Source organism: Streptomyces sp. NPDC007025 (genome assembly GCF_042869455.1).
In the GTDB taxonomy this organism is placed as follows: Bacteria; Actinomycetota; Actinomycetes; order Streptomycetales; family Streptomycetaceae; genus Streptomyces.
Window position 1 is genome coordinate 296,177 of record NZ_JBIAFT010000009.1, and the last position, 24,209, is coordinate 320,385.

Annotated in this window: 23 protein-coding genes; 3 read left to right on the plus strand and 20 right to left on the minus strand. The window is 71.3% G+C overall.

Features of this window, described 5'->3' with window-relative positions; translation table 11 throughout:
• Positions 1 to 70: 70 nt before the first annotated feature.
• From tatC to ACFYMO_RS19755, 9 genes are all read right to left on the minus strand, one after another.
• A complete protein-coding gene (tatC, locus tag ACFYMO_RS19715) occupies positions 71 to 1,033 on the minus strand; it encodes a twin-arginine translocase subunit TatC (RefSeq protein WP_366774389.1) in 963 nt (320 codons plus the stop codon).
• 100 nt (positions 1,034 to 1,133) lie between these two features.
• On the minus strand, positions 1,134 to 1,418 hold the full coding sequence (gene tatA / locus ACFYMO_RS19720) for a Sec-independent protein translocase subunit TatA (RefSeq protein ID WP_366774390.1): 285 nt from the start codon (positions 1,416 to 1,418) through the stop codon (positions 1,134 to 1,136).
• A gap of 218 nt (positions 1,419 to 1,636) precedes the next feature.
• Positions 1,637 to 1,879: a hypothetical protein gene (locus tag ACFYMO_RS19725; RefSeq protein WP_019356387.1), complete on the minus strand. Its 243-nt coding sequence runs from the start codon at positions 1,877 to 1,879 to the stop codon at positions 1,637 to 1,639.
• A 32-nt stretch (positions 1,880 to 1,911) separates the two neighbouring features.
• Entirely contained in the window at positions 1,912 to 2,922 is a 1,011-nt protein-coding gene (locus tag ACFYMO_RS19730) for a WYL domain-containing protein (protein WP_366774391.1), read from the minus strand.
• A 14-nt stretch (positions 2,923 to 2,936) separates the two neighbouring features.
• Complete coding sequence (locus ACFYMO_RS19735) at positions 2,937 to 3,947, minus strand: WYL domain-containing protein (RefSeq protein ID WP_366774392.1); 1,011 nt, start codon at positions 3,945 to 3,947, stop codon at positions 2,937 to 2,939.
• 120 nt (positions 3,948 to 4,067) lie between these two features.
• Positions 4,068 to 4,442, minus strand: coding sequence for an FKBP-type peptidyl-prolyl cis-trans isomerase (locus ACFYMO_RS19740; protein WP_075000434.1), 375 nt, complete (start codon positions 4,440 to 4,442; stop codon positions 4,068 to 4,070).
• A 58-nt stretch (positions 4,443 to 4,500) separates the two neighbouring features.
• Positions 4,501 to 5,487 carry an FKBP-type peptidyl-prolyl cis-trans isomerase gene (locus tag ACFYMO_RS19745; protein WP_388547754.1) on the minus strand — a complete coding sequence of 329 codons (987 nt, stop codon included), beginning with the start codon at positions 5,485 to 5,487 and terminating at the stop codon, positions 4,501 to 4,503.
• A gap of 187 nt (positions 5,488 to 5,674) precedes the next feature.
• Positions 5,675 to 7,036 carry a Pup--protein ligase gene (pafA, locus tag ACFYMO_RS19750; protein WP_019356392.1) on the minus strand — a complete coding sequence of 454 codons (1,362 nt, stop codon included), beginning with the start codon at positions 7,034 to 7,036 and terminating at the stop codon, positions 5,675 to 5,677.
• A 9-nt stretch (positions 7,037 to 7,045) separates the two neighbouring features.
• A complete protein-coding gene (locus ACFYMO_RS19755) occupies positions 7,046 to 8,452 on the minus strand; it encodes an MFS transporter (RefSeq protein ID WP_366774394.1) in 1,407 nt (468 codons plus the stop codon).
• Between the two features lie 236 nt (positions 8,453 to 8,688).
• Between ACFYMO_RS19755 and ACFYMO_RS19760 the strand changes: the two genes are divergently transcribed.
• A complete protein-coding gene (locus ACFYMO_RS19760; protein ID WP_388547686.1) occupies positions 8,689 to 9,930 on the plus strand; it encodes a LacI family DNA-binding transcriptional regulator in 1,242 nt (413 codons plus the stop codon).
• A 198-nt stretch (positions 9,931 to 10,128) separates the two neighbouring features.
• On the opposite strand, the gene prcA is transcribed toward ACFYMO_RS19760, so the two are convergent.
• The 9 genes from prcA to ACFYMO_RS19805 form a co-directional block, all read right to left on the minus strand.
• Positions 10,129 to 10,887 carry a proteasome subunit alpha gene (gene prcA, locus ACFYMO_RS19765; protein ID WP_075000437.1) on the minus strand — a complete coding sequence of 253 codons (759 nt, stop codon included), beginning with the start codon at positions 10,885 to 10,887 and terminating at the stop codon, positions 10,129 to 10,131.
• Positions 10,888 to 10,921: 34 nt separating this feature from the next.
• Positions 10,922 to 11,767 (minus strand): proteasome subunit beta, encoded by an 846-nt coding sequence (gene prcB, locus ACFYMO_RS19770; protein WP_366772595.1) that lies wholly within the window; start codon positions 11,765 to 11,767, stop codon positions 10,922 to 10,924.
• Positions 11,719 to 12,150 (minus strand): endonuclease VII domain-containing protein, encoded by a 432-nt coding sequence (locus ACFYMO_RS19775; protein ID WP_388547690.1) that lies wholly within the window; start codon positions 12,148 to 12,150, stop codon positions 11,719 to 11,721. The genes prcB and ACFYMO_RS19775 overlap by 49 nt, the downstream gene beginning before the upstream one ends.
• A 194-nt stretch (positions 12,151 to 12,344) precedes the next feature.
• The gene (locus tag ACFYMO_RS19780; RefSeq protein WP_019356397.1) at positions 12,345 to 12,563 is read right to left on the minus strand and encodes a ubiquitin-like protein Pup; all 219 of its coding nucleotides are present in this window, start codon (positions 12,561 to 12,563) and stop codon (positions 12,345 to 12,347) included.
• A 145-nt stretch (positions 12,564 to 12,708) separates the two neighbouring features.
• Complete coding sequence (dop, locus tag ACFYMO_RS19785; protein ID WP_366772593.1) at positions 12,709 to 14,220, minus strand: depupylase/deamidase Dop; 1,512 nt, start codon at positions 14,218 to 14,220, stop codon at positions 12,709 to 12,711.
• 230 nt (positions 14,221 to 14,450) lie between these two features.
• Positions 14,451 to 16,217, minus strand: coding sequence for a proteasome ATPase (gene arc, locus ACFYMO_RS19790; protein ID WP_366772592.1), 1,767 nt, complete (start codon positions 16,215 to 16,217; stop codon positions 14,451 to 14,453).
• Between the two features lie 273 nt (positions 16,218 to 16,490).
• Entirely contained in the window at positions 16,491 to 17,042 is a 552-nt protein-coding gene (locus ACFYMO_RS19795) for a hypothetical protein (RefSeq protein WP_366772591.1), read from the minus strand.
• A gap of 220 nt (positions 17,043 to 17,262) precedes the next feature.
• Positions 17,263 to 18,168, minus strand: coding sequence for a tRNA (adenine-N1)-methyltransferase (locus ACFYMO_RS19800; RefSeq protein WP_019356401.1), 906 nt, complete (start codon positions 18,166 to 18,168; stop codon positions 17,263 to 17,265).
• 50 nt (positions 18,169 to 18,218) lie between these two features.
• Positions 18,219 to 19,505, minus strand: coding sequence for a site-2 protease family protein (locus ACFYMO_RS19805; protein ID WP_366772590.1), 1,287 nt, complete (start codon positions 19,503 to 19,505; stop codon positions 18,219 to 18,221).
• 137 nt (positions 19,506 to 19,642) lie between these two features.
• On the opposite strand from ACFYMO_RS19805, the gene ACFYMO_RS19810 reads away from it, so the two are divergent.
• Positions 19,643 to 20,599: a RecB family exonuclease gene (locus ACFYMO_RS19810; protein ID WP_366772589.1), complete on the plus strand. Its 957-nt coding sequence runs from the start codon at positions 19,643 to 19,645 to the stop codon at positions 20,597 to 20,599.
• 42 nt (positions 20,600 to 20,641) lie between these two features.
• Positions 20,642 to 21,313 carry a response regulator transcription factor gene (locus ACFYMO_RS19815; protein ID WP_019356404.1) on the plus strand — a complete coding sequence of 224 codons (672 nt, stop codon included), beginning with the start codon at positions 20,642 to 20,644 and terminating at the stop codon, positions 21,311 to 21,313.
• Positions 21,314 to 21,433: 120 nt separating this feature from the next.
• Here ACFYMO_RS19815 and ACFYMO_RS19820 read toward each other — a convergent pair whose 3' ends face one another.
• Both ACFYMO_RS19820 and ACFYMO_RS19825 read right to left on the minus strand, forming a co-directional pair.
• Positions 21,434 to 23,029: an ABC transporter substrate-binding protein gene (locus ACFYMO_RS19820; RefSeq protein ID WP_366772588.1), complete on the minus strand. Its 1,596-nt coding sequence runs from the start codon at positions 23,027 to 23,029 to the stop codon at positions 21,434 to 21,436.
• 400 nt (positions 23,030 to 23,429) lie between these two features.
• The gene (locus tag ACFYMO_RS19825; RefSeq protein WP_388547698.1) at positions 23,430 to 24,131 is read right to left on the minus strand and encodes an HAD family hydrolase; all 702 of its coding nucleotides are present in this window, start codon (positions 24,129 to 24,131) and stop codon (positions 23,430 to 23,432) included.
• Positions 24,132 to 24,209 lie beyond the last annotated feature (78 nt).

A 24,209-nucleotide genomic window follows, 5' to 3' on the forward strand; every position in this document is an offset into this window, starting at 1 on the left:
CCGCGCCGCGGGCCGTCCGGGGGTGCGGCCGGGGCGCGGGATGGGCCGGGGCCTCGGGCGGCGGGCTCGCTCAGGTGGCGTCGTCGAAGCCGCCGGGCGCGCGCCCCCCGCCGTCCCGGCGGTCCTCGCCGTCGTGACGCGGTCCGGGCAGCCCCTCGGCGGTGCCGATGGCCTCAGGCGTCAGGTCCAGCGGGGCCGCCTCCTCGTCGTCGAGCCCGGCGTCGGGGTTGCGGCGGCTGCGGCGGCGGTCGTTGAAGAGGCTGATGCCCACGGCGCTGAAGTACAGCAGCACGATGGGGGCCGCCAGCGCGCACATCGTCAGCGGGTCACCGGTCGGGGTGGCGACCGCCGCGAAGACGGTGATGCCCACGACCATCCCCCGCCACCAGCCCAGCAGCCGCTTGCCGGTCAGTACCCCGCCGAAGTTGAGCAGCACGAGCAGCAGCGGCAGCTCGAAGGCGAGGCCGAAGACGATGACCAGCCGGGTGACGATGTCGAGGAAGTCGTCCAGTGGGATGAGGTTGCCCGTGTTCTCCGGGGAGAAGTCCAGCAGCGTCTTGGCGGCCTTGGGCAGCAGGACGTAGGCCAGGCAGGCGCCCGCGAGGAAGAGCGGGACACCGGCGGCCACGAAGGAGCGCGCGTAGCGCTTCTCGTGGCGGTGCAGGCCGGGAGCGAGGAAGCCCCACAGCTGGTAGAGCCAGACCGGGGAGGCGACGACGACACCCGCGGTCAGCGCCACCTTCAGCATGATCGTGAAGGGCGCGATCAGGCCGTTGATGGTGATCTCGGCGCAGGTCTCGCCTTCCGCGGCGGTCTCGCCGAAACCCTTGGTGCAGCCGACCGAGTCCCGCACCGGATTCATGAGGAAATCTGCGATCTGCTTGTAATACACCATCGCCACGATGGTGACCACGAGGATGGCCAGCACCGACTTCATCAGACGGTTGCGCAGCTCCCGCAGATGGTCCGCCAGAGGCATCCGCCCCTCGGGGTCCTTCTGCTGCTTACCCTGGTTCCGGGCGGACTTGAGCAACCCTCGTCCTCGGTCTCGAAGTGTCGGTTACGGCCTGCCGGACCGCGCCGCGGTGCCACGGAGCGGACGGCGGACACGGCCGGTGGTGCGGCCGGGCTGCTCAGCTCTGCTTGGGCTGGTCCGCCGGTTCGGCGACGGGGCGCGAGGTCGCGACGTCGCCGGGAGCGGCCTGGATCGTCCGCGGGGGCGACTGCTGCGCCTCCCCGGACTTGTCCGCCTCGCCGTCGGAGGAGCCTTCCTTCTTCATCTGCTTGGCTTCGCTCTTGAGGATCCGGGCCGACTTGCCGAGCGAACGGGCCATGTCCGGGAGCTTCTTGGCGCCGAACAGCAGCAGGATGACAAGGAGGATCAGGACGATCTCCATGGGCCTCAAACCTGCGATCATGTGCCACTACCTTCTCGCCGGGGCGGCGTGTTCCGTGCCTGCCGGATGAATCGGACTGGCTGCATCGTGCGGACGTGCCGACATCGATCGTAACCCTGCGGAGTGAACGCCAGGCAATCCCCGTGCATCCGCCCGCTTGCGTACTCCGGCGCTCGTCGACGCGGCACCTGGCAGCCTACCGCTCCCGGATCCGGAGCCGGAGAGGGGCCGTACGTCGGCTATGTCTCGTTCTGCCCCTGTGTGCGGCCGGAGGCGCGACCGGCCCCCGCCTCCCGGCCGGTGCGCGCGGCCAGCGGCACCGCCGCCCGCTCCAGACTCTCCGCCGCCCGCGTGATCCGCTCGGAGCTGTCGCCGACAGCCCGGGAGAAGCGCCGCACCTCCAGCCCCACCCGTACGGCGAGCACCCCGAGCACGGCGATCCCGCAGAAGGCGAGCGCCAGGAAGAACATCGGCCAGAGCATGCGGCCAGCCTAGTGCCCCCGGTGCCACCCGCTCAGCCCGGCACTCCCGGCGCCGCGGCGGCCGTCGCGGCGGCCCCGTAGGCCTCCCCGTAGGCAGCGAGGGCCTCGCGCGCCGCCTCCCGTGCGCTGCGGGCGAGCTCCTCCGGGGCCGTGATCCGGCCGTCCGCACCCAGGCGGAGCGCCAGGCGCCGCAGCGAGGCGGGATCGGGGGTGCGCAGCGTGATGCGCAGGCCACCGTCGGCCAGCTCCTCGGCAGAGTCGTGCGGGTAGTACTCCGCGACCCAGCGCCCACCGGGACCGACCTCCACCACGACCTCCGGATCGGTGGCCGCGGGCTGCACCAGACCGGCGCTCAGGTCCCGCGGCTCTATCGGTGGCGGGTCCGAGCGCTCGTCCAGCAGCTTGATCTCGGCGACCCGGTCCAGCCGGAAGGTGCGCCGCGCCTCGGAGAGCCGGCACCACGCCTCGACATAGGTGTGACCCACGGCGAACAGCCGGATCGGGTCCACCTCGCGCTCGGTCAGCTCGTCCCGGGCCGGCGAGTAGTACCGGATCCACAGCCGGCGGCGCTCGGCGATGGCCCGGTCCACGTCGGCGAAGACGCCGCCTTCCGACTCGAAGGTGACCGAGAGCCGCGAGCTGGCGCCCGCGCTCTCCCCCGCCGCCGTCTCCAGCTTGGCGGTGGCCCGCTGCAGCGCCTCCCGGTCGCTCTCCCGCAGGCCCGGCAGCGTGGCCACGGCGCGGGCCGCGACCAGCAGTGCCGTCGCCTCGTCGGCGGCGAGCCGGAGCGGCTGCGCCGTGTCGCTGCCCAGCGCCTCGGAGTTGCGCCACCAGATGCGCTCCCCGTCGGTGTCGATCTCCAGCAGATCGCCGCCGCGGAAGCTGGTGCCGCACATGGGCAGCACGTTCAGGTCGGAGATCAGCTCGTCGTCGGAGATCCCGAAGGCGCGGGCCACCTCCTCGACCCGGGCGCCGGGCCGGTCCCTGAGATAGGTGACCAGCGAGAGCATCCTGCGGGTCTGATCGATGGCGTTGGCCGCCATGTTCCGCTCCTCCCTCAGCCCTGCGCCACGGCGCGCAGCCGGTCGATCACGTCCGCGCGCAGCTCGGCGGGCTCCAGCACGACCACGTCCGGTCCGAACTCCACCAGCCAGGCATCCAGCCCGTGCCCGTACGGGATCTCCAACTCGTCCCAGCCGTCGCCGAGTTCCCGGGTGTGCAGGGCGCGGGAGCGCAGCGGATAGCCCGCCCCGGTGCGTAGCCTGACCCGGGCGGTACTGGTGGCGCCCTCCCCCGCCCAGCGCTCGACGGTCTCGCGCACCGTCACCTGATCGGGTACCGCAGCGGTGAAGGCCCCGGTCCGGGAGCGGACCGGGCCGGTGATCCGCGAGAGCCGGAAGACCCGCTCGGCCTGCCGCTCCCGGTCCCAGCCGGCCAGATACCAGTGCCCGCGCCAGCACTCCAGGGTCCAGGGCTCGACCTGGCGCTTCTCTGAGCGGGCCGCGTTGGACTTGCGGTAGTCGAAGACGACGGGGCGGCGGTCCCGGCACGCCAGCATCAGCGGCTCGAACGCGGCCTCCCGCGCGGGAATGTGCGGCTCCAGGGTGCTGGGCTGCCGCTCCCCGCCCTGCTCGGGCAGTGCGCCGGGCGGCATCCCGCCGGCGGCGTGCAGCTTCTGCAAGGCCCCGCTGGCCGCGGCGGCGAGCCGGGCCTGCTGCCAGACCCGGGCGGCGAGACCGAGCGCGGTGGCCTCGGCGGCGTCCAGGATGATGGGCGGCAGCCGGTTGCTGTCCCGGCGGGCGACATAGCCGGTCTCCCCGTCGAGATTGTCGACGGTGTCGATGACCAGACCCAGCTCGCGCAGATCGTCCTTGTCGCGCTCGAACATCCGGCTGAAGGACTCCTCGGTCCCGGTGGACCCGTCCCCGGGACCGGACGCCGAGCCCGAGCCGAAGGCCTCGACGTAGGCCTCGATCGACGCGCGCAGCTCACGCTTGGTGAGTGGGCGGCGGGCCCCCAGCAGGCACAGCGCCAGATTCATCAGCCGCTCGGCCTTGGCAATCGCCATGGGTTCCCTCGTGCCTCTCTGATGCTGTTCTGGACCCTCGACCGTACCGCCGGCGCGGCGCGAGGCAAAAGCCGGGAGCCCCGCGGCCGACGGGGCTCCCGGCTGATGTACCGGACGTCGTCAGACCGACACGAGGTCGCAGACGAAGATCAGCGTCTCGCCCGGCTTGATCCGTCCGCCGCCCGCGCCGCGCTCGCCGTAGGCGAGATGCGCGGGGATGGTCAGCCGGCGGCGGCCGCCGACCTTCATGCCCTGGACGCCCTTGTCCCAGCCGTCGATGACCTGGCCGGCACCGAGCTGGAACTGGAGCGGCTTGCCGCGGTTCCAGCTCGCGTCGAACTCCTCACCGGTGGAGAAGGAGACGCCCACGTAGTGCACGGAGACGTTGTCCCCGGCCTTGGCCTCGGGGCCGTCGCCCTCCCACAGGTCCTGGATCTCCAGGTCGGAGGGCGGCTCGCCCTCGGGGAAGTCGACCTCGGGCTTGTCGATGCTCACGAAATTGCTCCTACGAACGTATCTGCGGGACAACCGCGCCAGTCTGCCACGGACCCGGTCACTTCACGTCGAGCACGTCCACCGAGAAGACGACCCCGTCCTTGAACTGCTTGCGCTGCTCCTTGGGGAACGCGTCCTGCGGCACCGAGATCACCACGCGGCTGCCCGCCTTGACGCCCTTGAGCCCTTCCTTCCAGCCCGGGATCTGGGCGACGGGGATCTCCTGCGGCGCACCGTTCTGCGCCCAGGTGTCGTCCAGCTGCTTGCCGCCCTTCCACGCCTTGGCCGTGAAGTGGGTCAGGATCGTGCTGTCCGCACCGACCTCCTTGCCGCTGCCCTGCACGATGGTCTCGCTCACCAGCTTGTCCGGAGCCGAGTCCTTGCCCTCGGGCATCTTGATCGAGGGGGCCTTGTTCTTCTCGACCTTGGTGCTCACCTCGGGAAGCTGCGGGTTCTGCGGCTTGTCCACCGGCTTGCCGTCGATCTCGCTGGGCGCGATCTTCTCCAGGTCGACGACGAAGACCAGCGTGGAGTCGCCGGGGATCGTCGGCGGCTGACCCTTCTTGCCGTACGCCTTGTCCGGCGGGGCGACGATCTCGACGCGGCTGCCGGTCTTCTTGCCGACCAGCGCCTCGTCCCAGCCCTTGATGACCTTGCCGGTGCCGATCTGGAAGGTGGCGGGCATCTTCCGCTTCCAACTGCTGTCGAACTCGTCGCCGTTCCACAGCTGGCCCACGTAGTGCGCGCTGACGGCGTCGCCCTTGCGCACCTTCTGCCCGTCGCCGCTCTTGAGCACCTTGGTCTTCAGGTCGGAGGGCGGATCGCCCTCCCCCTTGTCGATCTTGGGCTTCTTCCCCCAGGATCCGCTCACCGCCGGCGGGCTGCCCTTGGAGTCGGAGGAGCTGTCGTCACTCCCGCAGGCCGCCGCCGAGACGGCCAGCAGCGGAACGACCAGGAGAGCAGCGGCACGCCGGGCGGCGCGCCCGCGCGGGGTCCGGAAGGCTCGCGGGGTACGGGGGGTCGAGCCCCCGGAGAAATACAACATGAGTCCCACTCACGGGTATAGGGATGGTCCTGCGGAGATGACAGCCTACGACCCAGCAACGAGGCTGCCACCGCCCACGACACGGCACCGCACACCGGTGGTCAACTCACGCTGACACACGCCGAGGGCGGCCCCGCAGCCCGGGACCGCCCTCGGCGACACTCGCGGCCGCCGCACCGGACAACCGTCACATGCCCGCGATCAGCTTCTCCACCCGCTCGTCCACCGACCTGAACGGGTCCTTGCACAGCACCGTGCGCTGCGCCTGGTCGTTCAGCTTGAGGTGCACCCAGTCGACGGTGAAGTCCCGGCGCTGCTCCTGGGCCCTGCGGATGAAGTCGCCGCGCAGCCGGGCACGGGTGGTCTGCGGCGGCACCGATTTGCCCTCGAAGATCTTGACGTCGTCACAGATCCGGGCCGCCCTGCCGCTGCGCTCCAGCAGGTAGTAGAGACCGCGGCGGCGGTGGATGTCGTGGTAGGCGAGATCTATCTGCGCGATCCTCGGGTGCGACATGGTGATGTTGTTCTTGTTCCGGTACCGCTCGATGAGCTGGTACTTCATCACCCAGTCGATCTCAGTGTTGATCTTGTCCAGCTCCTGGGTGCGCACCGCCTCCAGGGCCCGCCCCCACAGCTCCAGCACCTGCTCGACCCGGCCGGTGCGGATGCCGCGCCGGTCGCAGAAGTCCAGCGCCTTGTCGAAGTACTCCTGCTGGACCTCCAGCGCGGACGCCTCCCGGCCGCTGGCCAGCCGCACCTTGCGCTGGCCCGTGATGTCGTGGCTGACCTCGCGGATCGCCCGGATCGGGTTCTCCAGCGTCAGGTCCCGCATCACCGTGCCCGCTTCGATCATGCGCAGCACCAGATCGGTGGCGCCGACCTTGAGCAGCATCGTCGTCTCCGACATGTTGGAGTCGCCGACGATCACGTGCAGCCTGCGGTACCGCTCGGCGTCCGCGTGCGGCTCGTCCCGGGTGTTGATGATCGGCCGCGAGCGGGTGGTCGCCGAGCTGACGCCCTCCCAGATGTGCTCGGCACGCTGGCTGACGCAGTAGACCGCACCGCGCGGGGTCTGCAGCACCTTGCCCGCGCCGCACACCAGCTGCCGCGTCACCAGGAACGGGATGAGCACGTCGGCGAGCCGGGAGAACTCCCCGTGCCGGGCCACCAGATAGTTCTCGTGGCACCCGTAGGAGTTGCCCGCCGAGTCGGTGTTGTTCTTGAAGAGATAGACGTCGCCCGCGATCCCCTCCTCGTGCAGCCGGCGCTCGGCATCGACGAGGAGGCCCTCGAGAATGCGCTCACCCGACTTGTCGTGCGTGACCAGCTCGGTCACGTTGTCGCACTCCGGAGTGGCGTACTCCGGGTGCGAACCCACGTCCAGGTAGAGGCGCGCGCCGTTCCGCAGAAACACATTGCTGCTGCGGCCCCATGACACAACACGGCGGAAGAGGTACCGCGCCACCTCGTCGGGGGACAGCCGGCGCTGGCCCCGGAACGTACATGTGACGCCGTACTCGTTCTCCAGCCCGAAGATTCGGCGGTCCATGCCTGAACATTACGCCTGCGGGAAGGATCTGAAACCGGGTTCGCCGCAGCCGTTCCGATCAGTTTCCGCACCTGGCAGGCTTTCCGGAGGCGCGCCCGCGGTACGCGGCTCCCCCGTCCGGGCCCCGCCGCGAGTGTCCGCGCCCAGGGATGCCGGTGCGGCCGGCGCGTCGGCCGGCCGCACCGCCGCGGAAGCCACGAACGCCCCGCCGGACACCGCCGCACCGGCGGACGGTGGCTCCTCCGGGGGTGCCAGGAACCGCCGCGCCGCCACGACGACGGCCACCGCCGCCACCCCGCCGGCCCCGGCCAGCGCGAAACCCGCCCCCGTGCCGCCCCGCTCGATGACCGGGCCGACCGCGGCCGTGCCCGCAGCGGCACCCACCCCGAACGTCGTCACCAGCCAGGAGAACGCCTCGGTCACCGTCCCCGACGGAGCGTGCCGGTCCACCACCACGAAGGCACACGCCAGGGACGGGGCCAGGAAGAGCCCGGAGAGCGCGCCCAGCACCGCCATCACCGGAGTCCCCGGCACCAGCGCCAGCGGCAGGTTGCCCAGCGCGAAGAGGCCCACCAGCACCCGCAGCCGCCCCTCGTGGCTGCCCGGCCAGCGGCGGGCGCCGTAGCTGATCCCGCCCACGAGCGCTCCAGTGCCCTGGGCCGCCAGCAGATAGGTGGAGATCAGCTTGTCGGAGTGGTCGTCGGCGTAGGAGACCGCGGCCAGCGCGAAGGTCCCCAGCGCCAGCCCCACGAAGAAGAACGAGGCCAGCAGCACCTTCAGCCCCGGCGAACGCAGTGCCCCCAGCCAGTGCGGCTTGCGCGGTGCGGAGCGCCAGCGGCGGGACGGCGGGGAGAGGACCACCGAGACGGCGCCCAGCAGCCCCAGGCCGTTGACCACCAGCAGCGCCGCGGCCTCGCTCCACCCGGCGACCAGCAGCGTCACCAGCAGCGGGCCCACCGCGAACATCACCTCCTGGGCGACCGCGTCCAGCGCGTAGGCGGTGTGCACCTGCTCCTCGCGCCGCAGCACGCTGGGCCACAGCGCCCGCAGCCCGCCTTCCAGGGGCGGGGTGAACAGGCCGAAGACCAGCACGCACCCGAGGGCGAGCGGCAGCGAGCCGATCCCCGCCAGCGCCAGCGTGCCGGCGCCCGCGGCGGACGCCGCTGCGGCGGGCAGCATCACCCGCGGCTGCCCGAACAGGTCCACCAGCCGCCCCAGCATCGGCTGCCCGAACGCGGTGGCGAGGCCGTAGCCCGCGGACAGCGCCCCCGCGAGGGCCATGCTGCCGCCCGCGGCGCGGACGAACAGCGCGATGGCGATCGGCCCCGTGGCGTTCGGCAGTCTGCCCACCAGCGTCCCCGCCAGCAGCCGCACCGCGTGTCTGGCCCGCAGCAAATCGGCGTAACCCGTCGCCATCCGCCCCCACCCCTCCACTCCAGTTTTACGTATAACTACCGCGCTATACGTACCATGCCCAGGCAGCAGCGGTGAAGGAGTTTTCCGTGCCAGGACAGCAGTCGGCAGCCGGCCGCGAGCGCGGCACCGGAGGGGGGGCCCCCCGGGGGGGCGGGCCCCCCCCCCCCCGCCCCCCCCCCCCCCCCCCCCCCCCCCCCCCCCCCCCCCCCCCCCCCCCCCCCCCCCCCGCTGGGTTGGTGGTTTCGGCGCGCGCCCCCCCCGGGGGGGGGGGCCGCCGGGGGGGGGCCGGGGGGGGCCCCCCGGGGGGGGCCGCCCCCCCCCCCGGCGGCCCCCCCGACCGGGACGCCGCGGACCGGGGCCGCGGCCGGAACCGTCCCACCGGGCACGACGTCGCCGGTGCGGCAGGCGTCTCGCAGGCCACGGTCTCGCTGGTGCTCGGCGGCAAATGGGAGGGCAGAGTGTCCGCCCGGACCGCCGAGGCCGTCCGGGCCGCGGCCCGCGAGCTCGGCTACCGCCCCAACCTGGCAGCGCGGACCCTGCGCCTCGGCCGCACCCGCACCGCGCTGCTGGTGGTACCGGCGCTGACCAACGAGTTCTTCGCCACCGTGCACCGCGGGGCGGCCGAAGTCGCCGGAGCCCACGACTTCGGCATCGTCCTCTACCCCTCCCCCGAGGGGGTCGACGCCGCCCCCGATCCCTTCGCCTCGGCCCGCACCGCACTCGACGGCGTCATCGCCTCCTCCATGGCACCCGAGGCCCTCGCGGCGCTGCGCGGCGAAGGACTGCCCGTGGTGATGCTGGACAGCGACGAGCGGACCTGCGACGCCACCGTCAACGTCGACCTCGCCGACGGCATGCGGCAGGTGGTGGCCCATCTGCTCGGACTCGGCCACCGCAGGATCGCCCACATCGCCGCCGACGTGGACTCCTGGACCTTCGCGGAACGGGCGCGGGCGCTGCGCGAGGAGCTGACCGCAGCCGGCGCCGCCCTGGTGCACACGGAGCGCGGGGCACTCGGGGTGCCGGGCGGGCTGGAGGCGGCGACCCGGGCGCTGACGGCACACCCGGGCAGCGCGTCGGACGCGAGCGGCGCCCGTCGGCACGCCACGGACGCACCCGGCCCGGCAGGCGAGGGTGACGCCGACGTACCGCCGACGGCACTGGTGTGCGACGACGATCTGCTCGCCGCCGGGGCACTGAAGGCCGCGCGGCGGCTCGGACTGCGGGTGCCGGACGACGTCTCGGTGACCGGGTTCGACGACCTGGCCCTGGCGACCGCCGTGGAACCGGAGCTGACGACCGTCCGGTTGCCCGCCGAACGGGTGGGAGCCGCGGGCATGCGGACCCTGCTGGAGATTCTGGAGGGGCGGGAGCCGGAAGCCGTGCGGCTGCCGGTGCGACTGGTGGCACGCGGATCCACCGGCCCCGCCCCCAGCCCGGCTCTCCGCGGCCCGTCCCGGCCCCCCGGGCCGCGTTAGACCCCGGGAGTCCGGACGCGACCGGGTCCGTCCACCGGTCGGCCCTCCGTGCCGCAGGGGCCCCGACCGGACCCAGGACCGTTCCGGGGGCGCCCGGGCCGTGCGGAAGGACACGACCGCCCCGGGCAGACCCGCACAGCCCTGTTCCGCCCCGCGATCCGCCTTCCGGGCAGCCGCGGGGCGGAGCAGGGCCGGGGACTACTCCTCCTCGCCGCCCTCGGCTTCGCCCTCCGCCTTGCCGGTGGCCTCCGGGGCAGGGGTCTCCTCCAGGAGACGGGCCACCTGCCCGGCCGGGACGCGCTTGAACTTGCGCCGCTGGGAGCGCTCGCGGTCCAGGACGGCGACCTCCAACTGCTCGGCGGTCAGCGTCCGCTCACTGCCGTTGCTGTCCCGCTTGAGCGCCTCGACAGCGAGCTTGAGGGCCTCGCCCAGCGACATTCCCTCCCGGTGCCGCTGGTCCATGTAGCTGCCGATCTGGTCCGAGTTGCCGCCGACCGCGACCGAGCCGTGCTCGTCGACGATCGACCCGTCGTGCGGCAGGCGGTAGATCTGGTCGTCCTCGGGGGCCGCGCCCACCTCGGCGACGATCAGCTCGACCTCGTAGGGCTTCTCCGCGTTCGCCGAGAAGATCGTGCCCAGGGTCTGGGCGTACACATTGGCCAGCCCGCGCGCCGTGACGTCCTGGCGGTCGTAGGTGTAGCCGCGCAGATCGGCGTAGCGGACACCGCCGATCCGCAGGTTCTCGAACTCGTTGTACTTGCCGACCGCGGCGAAGGCGATCCGGTCGTAGATCTCGCTGACCTTGTGCAGCGCGCGGGAGGGGTTCTCGGCGACGAAGACGATGCCGTCCGCGTACTGCAAAACGACCACGCTGCGTCCGCGCGCGATGCCTTTGCGGGCGTACTCGGCGCGGTCCGCCATCGCCTGCTGGGGTGACACATAGAACGGCGTCGACACCGGCTATCCGTCCCTTCCTGTCCGAATGAGTGCTCTAGGAGACGGGGGCCTGCGGCCCGTTGGGCAGCCGGAGGCGGCCGTCGTGCACCGTCTGCGCCAGCCCGGAGACCTCCTCCTCGCCCAGCCTGCGGTACCCGTCCTCCGTGATGGTCACCACCACCGGGTAGATGCGGCGCGTCATGTCCGGACCACCGGTGGCCGAGTCGTCGTCGGCGGCGTCGTAGAGCGCCTGGAGGACCACGGTCGCGGCCTGCTCCTGGGTCATCTCTTCCCGGTAGAGCTTCTTGAGCGAGCCGCGGGCGAAGACCGAGCCGGAGCCGACCCCGGCGAAGCCCAGCTCCTCGGAGCGGCCGCCCGTCACGTCGTAGGAGAAGATCCGGCCCGCACCGCGGTCCAGATCGAAGCCGGCGAACAGCGGCACCACGGCCAGCCCCTGCATGGCCATGCCCAGATTGCCGCGGATCATCGTGGAGAGCCGGTTTGCTTTGCCCTCCAGCGAGAGGGTGGATCCCTCCACCTTCTCGAAGTGCTCCAGTTCGAGCTGGAACAGCTTCACCATCTCCACCGCCAGCCCCGCGGTGCCCGCAATGCCCACGGCGGAGTGCTCGTCGGCGGGAAAGACCTTCTCGATGTCGCGCTGCGCGATGACGTTACCCATCGTCGCCCGCCGGTCCCCGGCCAGCACCACACCGCCCGCGAAAGTCACTGCCACGATCGTGGTGCCGTGCGGCGCCTGCACGGCACCCTCCACGGGAGGCAGCGGCCGGCTTCCCGGCAGCTGCTCCGGCGCGTGGTCGGAGAGGAAATCCATGAACGACGACGACCCTGGCGTCAGGAAGGCAGCAGGTAGACGCCCGGTGCTACGAATTTCGGCTTCCACACGTTTCCTTCCACGTAGGCGACCGCACGCCGCATGACGTCCGGCCGATCCCTGAACTGCCCCAGTGCGGCATTGCAGCTGAAGCACAGTACGCCCCGGACCCTACCCGTCTCATGATCGTGGTCCACATGCTCAGGAGCGGGCCCGGGACAGATCGGGCAGTTGCCGAACCGGCCATCCAGCAGACTCCGGCGCTGCTCGACGGTCATACCGTAGGTGCGATTGAGATGTCCGGCCCGTCCGGCAACTGCTCGGCACTTCTCGCACCGAGTGGAGAGACCATCCGAAGCAGTCGCATCGCGATGCCTTTCACCGAACGACTTCACCTCCCCATATGAACGGAACGGTTTGGAACCAGTCGGCACCGTGGGGTACTTCAACATGCGCCGCTCGCGCCGCTTCCGCCGGTCCCACTGCTTTGCATACGCACGAGCGCATGGTCGGCAGTAGTCCTGCGAACCGTCGGCCCGCCCCCGGTGACGCCCGAACGCCGCCGGGGACACGCGACGCTCACCACGCGGACAGCGCTCGGTTCCTTCTTCTTCCACGAGGATCACCCTTCACTTTGAAGGGGATTTCATTGTCCACCCTTTTGGACAAAGGAGCGCACAAAGTCCTCTGCGTTCTCCTCGAGCACGTCGTCGATTTCGTCCAGTACGGAGTCCACGTCGTCGGAGAGTGCCTCCTGGCGTTCCTTGAGATCCTCGGAGACCTGTGCGTCCTGGGTCTCCTCCTCGGTCTCCTCGGTGTGACGCGTGGACTTCTGCTGTCCGCCGCCGCTGTCCTTGGTCGCCATATCCCTCACCCCGCTCGGTTCGGTGGTGTACGCGGAACGTACAAGATCAGACCCTACAAGCCGGGACCGGCTTCGGCTCCTTCGTTGTGACAACGTCCGGCAACCACCTCGATGATTCCCGGACCGGGCACCGAATAGCCGCGATTCAGCCGCCCGAAAGCACCTTCACCAGCTCTTCCGCGGTGCGGCAGCGATCCAGCAGCTCCTTGACGTGGTTCCGGGTGCCCCGCAGCGGCTCCAGGGTGGGCACCCGCTGCAGAGAGTCACGGCCGGGGAGGTCGAAGATGACCGAGTCCCAGGAGGCGGCGGCCACGTCGTCGGCGTACTGCTCCAGACAGCGGCCGCGGAAGTAGGCCCGGGTGTCCTCCGGGGGCTTGAAGGCGGCCTCCTTGACCTCTTCCTCGGACAGCAGCCGCTGCATGCTCCCGCGGGACACCAGGCGGTTGTAGAGGCCCTTGTCGGGGCGCACGTCCGCGTACTGGAGATCCACCAGATGCAGCCGGGGCGCGTCCCAGTCGAGGCTGTCGCGCCGCCGGTAGCCCTCCATCAGCTCCCGCTTGGCGACCCAGTCCAGCTCGCCGGCCAGGCTCATCGGGTCCCGCTCGAGCCGCCCGAGCACGTCCTCCCAGCGGGTCAGGACGTCGCGGGTCTGCTCGTCCGCGTCGGTGCCCCAGCGCTCCTCGACGTACTTGCGGGCCAGCTCGTAGTACTCCATCTGGAGCTGTACCGCGGTCAGTGTCCGGCCGTTGCGGAGGGTGATCAGCCGTTCGAGTGTCGGATCGTGCGACACCTGGTGCAGGGTACGGACGGGCTGGTCGACGGCGAGGTCCACGGCGATGAACCCGTCCTCGATCATGGACAGCACCAGGGAGGTCGTGCCCAGCTTGAGGTAGGTGGAGATCTCCGAGAGATTGGCGTCCCCGATGATCACGTGCAGCCGCCGGTACTTCTCCGCGTCGGCGTGCGGCTCGTCCCGGGTGTTGATGATCGGCCGCTTGAGTGTCGTCTCCAGCCCGACCTCGACCTCGAAGTAGTCGGCGCGCTGGCTGAGCTGGAAACCGTGCTCGCTGCCGTCCTGGCCCAGTCCCACCCGTCCCGCGCCGCACACGACCTGCCGGGACACGAAGAAGGGCGTCAGATGGCGGACGATCTCCGAGAAGGGGGTCTCCCGCTTCATCAGGTAGTTCTCGTGCGTGCCGTAGGAGGCGCCCTTGTTGTCGGTGTTGTTCTTGTAGAGGTGGATCGGGTTGGTCCCGGGGACCTCGGCCGCCCGCTCGGCGGCTTCCGCCATCACCCGCTCGCCCGCCTTGTCCCACAGCACCGCGTCCCGCGGGTTGGTGACCTCGGGCGCGCTGTACTCGGGGTGGGCGTGGTCGACGTAGAGCCGGGCGCCGTTGGTGAGGATGACGTTGGCCAGCCCGATGTCCTCGTCCGTGAGCTGGCTGGCGTCCGCCGACTCGCGGGCCAGGTCGAAGCCGCGGGCGTCCCGCAGCGGGTTCTCCTCCTCGAAGTCCCAGCGGGCGCGCCGCGCCCGGTGCATCGCCGCCGCGTAGGCGTTGACGACCTGGGACGAGGTGAGCATGGCATTGGCGTTGGGGTGGCCCGGCACGGAAATGCCGTACTCGGTCTCGATGCCCATTACGCGCCGTACGGTCATGCTTCCCTCCTTGCCTGACGGCGGCCCGCCGGTGGACAGCCGTTCAAGTCCCGCTGCGCATCCGTCCCGTGTGCGGCCCCCTCCTGCGCACTGCGCGTCGCGGCGGTGGGGAAAGCCTATGACGCACGGAGAGGAGTGGGGAGATCACTCTGCGGAATTCCTCGGCGCTCCGGGAAACAATCCGGCTGCGGGTACCCCGGGCGGGGCCCCGCAGCCGGAACCGGATCTCGCTACAGGTACTGACCGGTGTTGGCGACGGTGTCGATGGACCGGCCGGTGTCCGCGCCCTGCTTGCCGGTGACGAGGGTGCGGATGTAGACGATCCGCTCCCCCTTCTTGCCGGAGATGCGGGCCCAGTCGTCCGGGTTGGTGGTGTTGGGCAGGTCCTCGTTCTCCTTGAACTCGTCCACGCAGGCCGACAGGAGATGGGAGACGCGCAGACCCTTCTGGTTGTGGTCCAGGTACGCCTTGATGGCCATCTTCTTGGCCCGGCCGACGATGTTCTCGATCATCGCGCCGGAGTTGAAGTCCTTGAAGTACAGGACCTCCTTGTCACCGTTGGCGTAGGTGACCTCCAGGAAGCGGTTCTCCTCCGACTCCGCGTACATCTGCTCCACGACCGACTGGATCATCGCGGCGCAGGCGGCCTCCACATTGCCGCCGTGCTCCGCGACGTCGTCCGCGTGGAGCGGCAGGTTCGAGGTGAGGTACTTGGAGAAGATGTCCTTGGCGGCCTCGGCGTCCGGACGCTCGATCTTGATCTTCACGTCCAGCCGGCCGGGACGCAGGATCGCCGGGTCGATCATGTCCTCGCGGTTCGAGGCACCGATGACGATGACGTTCTCCAGCCCCTCCACGCCGTCGATCTCGGAGAGGAGCTGCGGGACGATGGTGTTCTCCACGTCCGAGCTGACCCCCGAGCCGCGGGTGCGGAAGAGCGAGTCCATCTCGTCGAAGAAGACGATGACGGGTGTGCCCTCGCTGGCCTTCTCCCGGGCCCGCTGGAAGACGAGGCGGATGTGCCGCTCCGTCTCGCCCACGTACTTGTTCAGCAGCTCGGGGCCCTTGATGTTGAGGAAGTAGCTCTTGCCCTGGGGCTTGCCCGTCACCTCGGCGACCTTCTTGGCCAGGGAATTGGCCACCGCCTTGGCGATGAGCGTCTTGCCGCAGCCGGGCGGGCCGTAGAGCAGGACACCCTTGGGCGGACGCAGTTCGTGCTCGCGGAAGAGGTCCGGGTACAGATAGGGGAGCTCGACCGCGTCCCTGATCTGCTCGATCTGGCCGCCGAGGCCACCGATCTTGGTGTAGTCGATGTCCGGGACCTCTTCGAGGACCAGTTCCTCGACCTCGCTCTTGGGCACGACCTCGAAGACGTAGCCGGAGCGGCTCTCCAGCAGCAGGGCGTCGCCGGCCCGCAGCGTGGCGTTCAGCAGCGGCTCGGCGAGGCGCACCACGCGCTCCTCGTCCGTGTGGCCGACGACCAGGGCGCGCTCTCCGTCCTCCAGGACTTCCTTGAGGGTGACGATGTCACCCGCGCGCTCGAACTCCATGGCCTCGACCACGTTGAGCGCCTCGTTGAGCATGAGCTCCTGGCCGCGCCGGAGCGACGGGAGGTCGACGCTCGGGCTGACGTTCACCCGCAGCTTGCGGCCGCCGGTGAAGATGTCGGCCGTGTCGTCCTCGTTGGCCTGCAGGAAGACGCCGAAGCCCGCGGGTGGCTGGGCGAGTCTGTCGACCTCTTCCTTGAGGGCCACGATCTGGTCACGCGCCTCGCGGAGCGTGGTGGAGAGCCGCTCGTTCTGGGCGGACACACCGGCCAGGTTGGTCTGCAGCTCGACGATCCGCTCCTCGAGAATACGAGTGTGCCGCGGAGAGTCGGCGAGCTTGCGGCGCAGGACGGCGATCTCCTGCTCAAGGTAGGCGACCTGGCCGGACGGGTCTTCGGAACCCCGACCGGGCCGGGCGCCGCGGTTGGTGTCGTCGTCGTGGGCTGCCACGGTCCTCACCTCCTCCAGGGGGAGCTGGACGCTTCGACCCTACCTGGGCCGGTGCGGGTTGAAACCCCTAGATCACAAAGACGGTCGGGGCGTGTCCGATCTTCACCCTTGCGCACTCCCTCAGGACTGGGAATACCCACCCACAACCATCTGAAAGCGACCGGTTGCGGGGTCGAGACGTTCAACACCCGTCCAGTGCGGCGCTGTTTCGGCCCGAGCAGGACCCGAGCGGGATGCGAGGCGGCCATCCCGGCCGACGGCCCGCGGAGCCCCTCAGACGCGGACGCCGCCACCCGCCACGGGGCCGGGACGGAGGGCGAACTTCCCCTCCTGCCACTCCCACTTGACCTTGCGCCGCCGGTCGGGGCAGCAGCGAGGCACCTCGGCGGAGGAATAGCCGAGGAGGGTGGCGGAGACGGTGGTGCCGCGCACGGTCAGGTCCTGGACCGACATGCCCTCCCGCTGCTCGACGAGGGTGGCGGCGAGCCGCGGGGGCCGGTCGGCGGCGGAGCCGGCGAGCACGTAGACGGCGCTGGGCGGGGTGCCTCCGTGGGCGCGGCAGCGGACCACGGCGACGGTCTCGGTGGCGCCGTCGCCGTCGAAGTCGGCGGAGGCGGTGTCCAGCACCTCCGGCTTCGCCGCGCCCCGGCCGCAGTCCAGCGGGTAGTGGGCGCGGGCCGGGTCGGGGGCCCGGCCGGTACCGGCGGGGGCGGGGGTGGCGGTGGCGGGTCGCAGGAGCGCCGTGCCGCCGAGAACCGCGGCGAGCGCTGCGGCGGTGGCGAGCCAGTGGGCCGTGCGGGTACGGGTGTGCGGCAGTTCCGTCACTCGGGGTGACTCCTGGGGCGGTGCGAGGCGGACGCGGGGAGGACGCGGAGGAGGTGCCTCGCATGGTGCCACAGGTCACACTGTCGCGGAACGGCTGGGTCCCCTTGATCCTGTCGCGCCGCTCAACGCGGCTGCCCCGCAGCCGGGTTCGGTCCGGGTGCGGGGCAGCGGGCGTGTCGCGGCGCGGGGCCGCCGGGGGGGCGGCGGGGGGGCGGGAGGGCTAGGAGGTGCGGCCGCCGGACTGGCTGCCGGGGCCGGTGTAGTCCTCGCCGTAGGCGCCCTTGGCGGGGCGGCGGCGGCGCAGCGGCGGCTCGACCCCGTCGGCCAGTCGGCGGGCGGTGAGCAGGAAGCCGGTGTGGCCGATCATGCGGTGGTCGGGGCGGACGGCGAGGCCCTCGATGTGCCAGTTGCGCACCATCGTCTCCCACGCCTGGGGCTCGTTGAAGGTGCCGAATTCACGGATGGACTCGACCATGCGCGCCATCTGCGTGGTGGTGGCGACGTAGGCGCACAGGATGCCGCCGGGCACCAGGGCCTTGGAGACGGCCTCGAGGCACTCCCAGGGGGCGAGCATGTCGAGGATGACCCGGTCGACGTCGGCGTCGGCGAGGTTGTCCTGGAGGTCACCGACGGTGAGTGTCCAGGCGGGGTGGGGGCTGCCGAAGTAGCGCTCGACGTTCTGCCGGGCGATCTCGGCGAAGTCGGCTCGGCGCTCGTAGGAGTGGAGCATGCCCTGGTCGCCGATGGCGCGGAGCAGAAAGGTGCTCAGCGAGCCGGAGCCGACTCCCGCCTCGACGACGCGGGCGCCGGGGAAGATGTCGGCCATGGCGAGAACCTGGCCGGCGTCCTTGGGGTAGACGACGGCGGCTCCCCGGGGCATGGAAAGGACGTAGTCGGGGAGCAGGGGGCGCAGCGCGAGGTAGGCGACGTTTCCGGTGGTACGGACGACACTCCCCTCGGGCGCACCGATCAGCTCGTCGTGGGGAAAGGCTCCCTTGTGGGTGTGGAAGCTCTTCCCCTCTTCGAGGGTGATCGTGTAGTGGCGTCCCTTGGGGTCGGTGAGCTGGACCTGGTCCCCGACCTTGAAGGGCCCGCGACGGCGGGCGGCACCGGTCGGTTCGGACATGCGCACAGCCTAGCCGGTCCCCGGAGTGCGACCGGGGGGAGGGCTCGGGGTCAGCCGGGCGGCCCGGCCGGGGTGTGGTCGGGGCGCTTGGACATGGCCTCGACGAAGGCGCGCTCGACGTCGGCGGTGGAGAGCACTCCGTAGATCTCGCCGGTCTCCTCCACGACCAGGTACTCGGTGGCCGGGGTGGCGCGGAGCCATTCCAGCAGGTCCTCGCCGGCGAGCTCGGCGGGGACCCGCATGCCGTCCTTGAGGTCCTGCGCGAGGGTGCTGACGGCGACCCAGGGGCGGCGGTGCTCGGGGACGGAGCCGATGGCGGCCTCCCGCACCAGGGCGAGCGGGTCGCCCCGGCCGTCGACGACGACCAGGGCGCGGGCCCCGGCGGCGGTGGCGCGGCGGAGGGCCTCGGAGAGCGGGGTGTCGGTCTCGACGGGGACGGCGCGCCGGGTGAGGGTGCGGGCGCGGAGCCGGGGGAGGCGTTCGCGCAGCCGGGCCATCCGCAGGCTGTTGCCGGCTCCGGTCCAGATGATGGCGGCGAGGATGGCGGCCAGCAGCGCGTCGGTGAGGGAGTCGACGCCGCTGACGCTGCCCCGGGAGAGGCCACCCGCGTGGGTGGCCAGCGGCAGGCCGATCAGGACGGTGACGGCGAGTGCGCGGCCGACCCATGCGGCGGCGACGGTGCCGGTCATCGGCTTGCCGCTGATCTTCCAGACGACGGCGCGCAGCATCCGGCCGCCGTCCAGGGGGAGGCCGGGCAGCAGGTTGAAGACGGCGACGAGCAGGTTGGAGATCATCAGGCCGGCCAGCAGTACCCCGGGCACGGTGCCGGGTTCCACGGCGCGCATCGCGGCGTAGAAGACACCGGCCAGGACGAGGGAGAGCAGGGGCCCCACGAAGGCGAGGACGAATTCCCGGCCGGGGGTCTCGGACTCCTTCTCGATCTCGGAGACGCCGCCGAAGAACTGGAGCTGGATGCGGCGGACGGGGAGCTTGAAGCGGAGTGCGGCGACGGTGTGGGCGAGCTCGTGGACCAGGACCGACGCGTAGAAGGCGACGGCGAAGAAGAGCGCGATCAGGTAGCGCACGGCGCCGAGCTCGGGCAGCACCCGGTCGAGCTGGCCGCCGAAGACCCAGGTGATCAGGATGGCGACGAGGAACCAGGAGGGCGCGACGTAGACGGGGACGCCGAAGGGGCGGCCCATCAGGATGCCGCCGCCCGGCGCATCGGGACGTACAGGTGTGCGAGGGAGCGCCCGGCGGGGCTCCGGCCCCTCGGGACCGCTCCCCTCGCCGGAGCCGCCGTACCGCGGCTTCCCGTCGTTGTCCTCGTCCGCCACGGGTTCCCCTCTGCTGCTTCCCTCGCCCCGCGCCGTGCGGCTGCCGCAGCGTTCTGGTGCGGCGGTCATCCGGCGCGAGGGGTCTGCCGTCGATGGTAAGTGTCCGGTGTCGGTGGTGGGCCGTAGGGTCGTACCCCATGAGAACCAGCGCGGCCACACCGCCGACCTCGCTGTCGCCCTCCCGGGCGGGGGACTTCATGCAGTGCCCGCTGCTCTACCGCTTCCGGGTGATCGACAAACTGCCGGAGAAGCCCTCCGCCGCCGCCACCCGGGGGACGGTGGTGCACGCGGTGCTGGAGCGGCTCTTCGACGCGCCGGCGGCGGAGCGCAGCACGCGGCGGGCCCGCTCCCTGGTGCCCGGGGAGTGGGAGCGGCTGCTGGCCAAGCGACCCGAGCTGGCCGAGCTGTTCGCGGAGGACACCCCGGACGGGGCCCGGCTGGCGGAGTGGCTGGCCGAGGTCGAGTCGCTGGTGGAGCGGTGGTTCACGCTGGAGGACCCCACCCGGTTGGAGCCCGCCGAGCGGGAGCTGTTCGTGGAGGCCCGGCTGGATTCGGGGCTGCGGCTGCGCGGGATCATCGACCGGGTGGACGTGGCGCCCACCGGCGAGGTGCGGATCGTCGACTACAAGACGGGCAAGGCGCCGCGTCCGGAGTACGCCGAGGGTCCGCTGTTCCAGATGAAGTTCTACGCCCTGGTGCTGTGGCGGCTGCGCGGCGTGGTGCCGCGGCGGCTGCAGCTGGTCTTCCTGGGCAGCGGCGACGTCCTGACCTACGACCCGGACGAGGGCGATCTGCAGGCCACCGAGCGCAAGCTGCTGGCGCTGTGGGACGCGATCGGACGGGCGACGGAGACGGGCGACTGGCGGCCGCGGCCGAGCAAGCTGTGCGGCTGGTGCGACCATCAGGCGCACTGCCCGGAGTTCGGCGGCACTCCCCCGCCCTACCCGCTGACGATCCAGCCGCGGCTGCCCGAGCCCCGCCCGGCCGCCGAGGAGGAGGGCGGCACCGGCGAGCCGGCGGCCGACGGCGGTGCGGCGGGCGGCCCGGACGGGGCGCGTGCCGCCGGGCCGACGGAGGGGCAGCGGGGCGGCTGAGTGAGAATGGGGCGACCGCTGCCGTCCTGTTGAGGAGTTCCTGTGGCAATCCGCGTACTGCTGGTCGACGACCAGCCGCTGCTGCGCACCGGCTTCCGGATGATTCTGGAGGCCGAGCAGGACATAGCGGTGGTCGGTGAGGCGGGGGACGGCCTTCAGGCGCTGGACCAGGTGCGGGCCCTGCAGCCCGATGTGGTCCTGATGGACATCCGGATGCCCCGGATGGACGGGGTGGAGGCCACCCGCCGGATCACCGGACCGGCCAAGGACGGCCCGGCCAAGGTCCTGGTGCTCACCACCTTCGACCTGGACGAGTACGTGGTGGAGGCGCTGCGGGCCGGTGCCAGCGGATTCCTCCTGAAGGACGCACCCGCCGGTGAGCTGGTGCAGGCCATCCGGGTGGTGGCGGCGGGCGAGGCGATGCTGGCGCCGAGCATCACCCGCCGGCTGCTGGACAAGTACGCGGGGAAGCTGCCCTCGGGCGAGGAGCCGGTGCCGGACACCCTGCACCAGCTGACCGAGCGCGAGGTGGAGGTGCTGAAGCTGGTGGCGCGCGGGCTGTCGAACGCGGAGATCGCGGCGGATCTGTTCGTGAGCGAGACGACGGTCAAGACGCATGTCGGCCACGTGCTCACCAAGCTGGGGCTGCGGGACCGGGTGCAGGCCGCGGTGTACGCCTACGAGAGCGGACTGGTGCGGCCCGGCTCGGCCTGACGGCCGCACCGCGGATCCGCCGCCCCGCCCGAGCGGCCGGGCGCGGGCCGCGGCGCCCCCGTCGGGGCCCTGCGGCCCGCGTCGGCGGCGCTGCGTTCTCCCGCCGCCGCGGCGGCGGGGTCAGGAGTCGCGGCCGCGGCCCAGCTCCCACAGCTGGAGCACCGAGGAGGAGTTGAGGGCCCATTCGACGCCGGTGATGTCGTCGCGGGCCGCGAGGTACTGCTTGCCCTGCCAGAGCGGGAGCAGCGGCACGTCCTTGGCGACGATGTCCTGGACGCGGCCGAAGGTGCCGGTGGTGGCGGAGCGTTGGGTCTGGCGGCGGCTCCTGGGCACGAGCTTGTCGCGGATCTCGTGGTTGGTGTAGGGCGAGCCGAGGAAGTTGTCCTTCTCGAAGAAGGGGGCGACGAAATTGTCGGCGTCCGGGAAGTCCGGGTACCAGCCGTAGCCCCACACCTGGTACTTGCCGTTCGTCGCCGCCGGGCGGAAGGTGTCCCACTTGACGCCCTTGGTCCGCACGTCGAACAGTCCGCTGCCGTTGAGCTGCTTCTTGAGGACGGCGAACTCGTCGGCGGTGGCGCCGCCGTAGTGGTCGGTGGTGTAGGTGAGGGTGAGCTTGACGGGCTTGTCGATGCCCGCGTCGCGCAGGGTCCGTTCGGCCGCCGCCTTGCTGGGCTCGCCGTAGGTGTTGAAGAACGAGTTCCGGTGTGCCGGGAGCCCGGCGGGCACGATGCTGTAGAGCGGCTCGGTGCTGCGGTCGTAGGCGTCCCGCACGATCTTCTTGCGGTCGACGAGCTGGGCCATGGCCTTGCGGACGGCCTTCTTTCCTGCGGTCGGGTCGTCGGTGTCGAAGGCGAGGTAGCGGATCTCCTGGCCGGGCTGCTCGACGAGTTCGACGCCCTGTTCCTGGGCGTCGTCGAGTCGGCTGACCTGGTCGGGGGAGATGGTCCGGCCCATGACATCGATGTCCCCGGCCTTGAGCGCCTTCTCCATGCCCTGTGCGGCGTCGAAGAAGCGCATCTCGATCCGGCCGTTCCGCAGCTCCAGTTCCCCGCTGTAGTGCGGGTTCTTCGCCAGCACGGCCGACTCGGCGTCGATGTGCTCCAGCGCGTAGGGACCCGAGCCGACCAGCGCGTCGCCCTTGGTGAGGGAATCGGCCGGGTAGGTCCGGCTGTCCACGATGGCGGCGGCCGGGGTGGTCAGCTTGTACGGGAAGGTCGCGTCGGGCCGCTTGAGGTGGAAGACGACGTGGCTCTTGCCCTCGGCCTCGACGCGGTCGAGGTTGCTGAAGAGGACGGCAGGGCCGCCCTTGTGGTTGATGCGCTTGACCCGCCGCAGCGAGAACTCGACGTCCTCGGCGTCCAGGGTCTGCCCGTTGGAGAATGTCTGGCCCTTGCGCATCGTGCAGCTGTAGACCTTGTTCGCCGCGTCGGTGAAGCCGCACTCGGCTGCGGCGTCCATCACCGGCGAGGTACCGGTGCGCGGGAAGCGCAGCAGCGTCTGGAAGGTGTTGCGCATGACGCCCCAGGCCGCGACGTCGTAGGCCGCCGCGGGGTCGAACGGGGCCGGCGCGTCCTTGCCGACCGCGAAGTGGTCCGTCGTGCCGACGACGATGGCGTCGCCGCCTGCGCTCCCGCCCTTCTCGGACCCGCATCCGGCGAGCAGCGGCGTGAGCATTCCCGCGGCAAGCACGGGCAGCACCACAGTTTTACGGTTCATGGTCGACGATCTCCTCGGCCGGCCGGGTTTGCTGCAGGGAGGAATGGCCGGTACACCGACATTAATCGTCCGCTCCGGCGGCTTTCGCAGCGCAGGCCGCGGAACCGGTTTCACGCAGCGGAACCAGCACCTTCCTGTCCGCTATCCGAACGCTGGAACGTTTTCCGCGTCACTCCATCAATACGGACACAAAGGAAGGACATTCCCCCCTCCCGCCCCAGGGGCACCACAGCAACGGCCGCGGGTCGAGGGGTCCACGCGTGATGAACGTCACTGGACCAATCTGCGCACCGGACACCGGAGTTCGACATTCTGCGGAGCCCGGGACAATGGAATCCGGCGCCCCGCGGGTGCGGATTTCCCACCCTGCGCGGAATGGCATCGCCGCGGAATGATCAACTCAGCGCGCGACCATGATCCGCGAACGGAGGAATTCGAGATCGACTTCTTCGAGTGAACTCACAATGCTGCGACCGGACTTGGGCTCGATCGGCGCGATGGACGGCACGGCCACCACGTGGCAGCCGGCGGCCTCCGCGGCGGCGACCCCGGTCGCGGTGTCCTCCAGCACCGCACAGCGCACCGGATCGGCCCCCAGCCGGCGCGCGGCGGTCAGATACGGGTCGGGGTGCGGCTTGGTCCGTGCCAGCTCGTCCCCGGCGACCGTGAAGGCGAAGTGCTCGTGCCCGATCCAGGTGAGCATGCGGTCCACGACCGTGCGGTGCGAGGCGGACACCAGCGCCGCGGGGATCCGGTGCGCGGACAGCTCCGCGAGCAGCCTGCGGGCGCCGGGCATCAGTGGGACGCCGCGCTCCAGCCGCTCGGTGAACCTGGCGTTCAGCAGCACGCTGAGCTCCTCCAGGCCGATGTCGGCGGCGGTCGCCTCGATCAGGAAGCCGGCGCTGCGCGACATGGGACCGCCGACGACGACGCTGCGCCACTCCTCGCGCAGCTCGTGCCCCAGCTCGGCGAAGACCGCGACCTCCGCGTCCCACCAGAAATCCTCGGTGTCGACGAGCGTGCCGTCCATGTCCAGCAGTACGGCCTCCAGCTTGGGCTCCTCACCCGTGAGCGTGGTGACGGCGGGGGATGGACCGGCCATCCGCGAACACCTCCCGAAAGCGACGACTCCACAAGGGACGACAAGGCCGATCGTCCCCTCCGCCGGAACCCCGGAGGG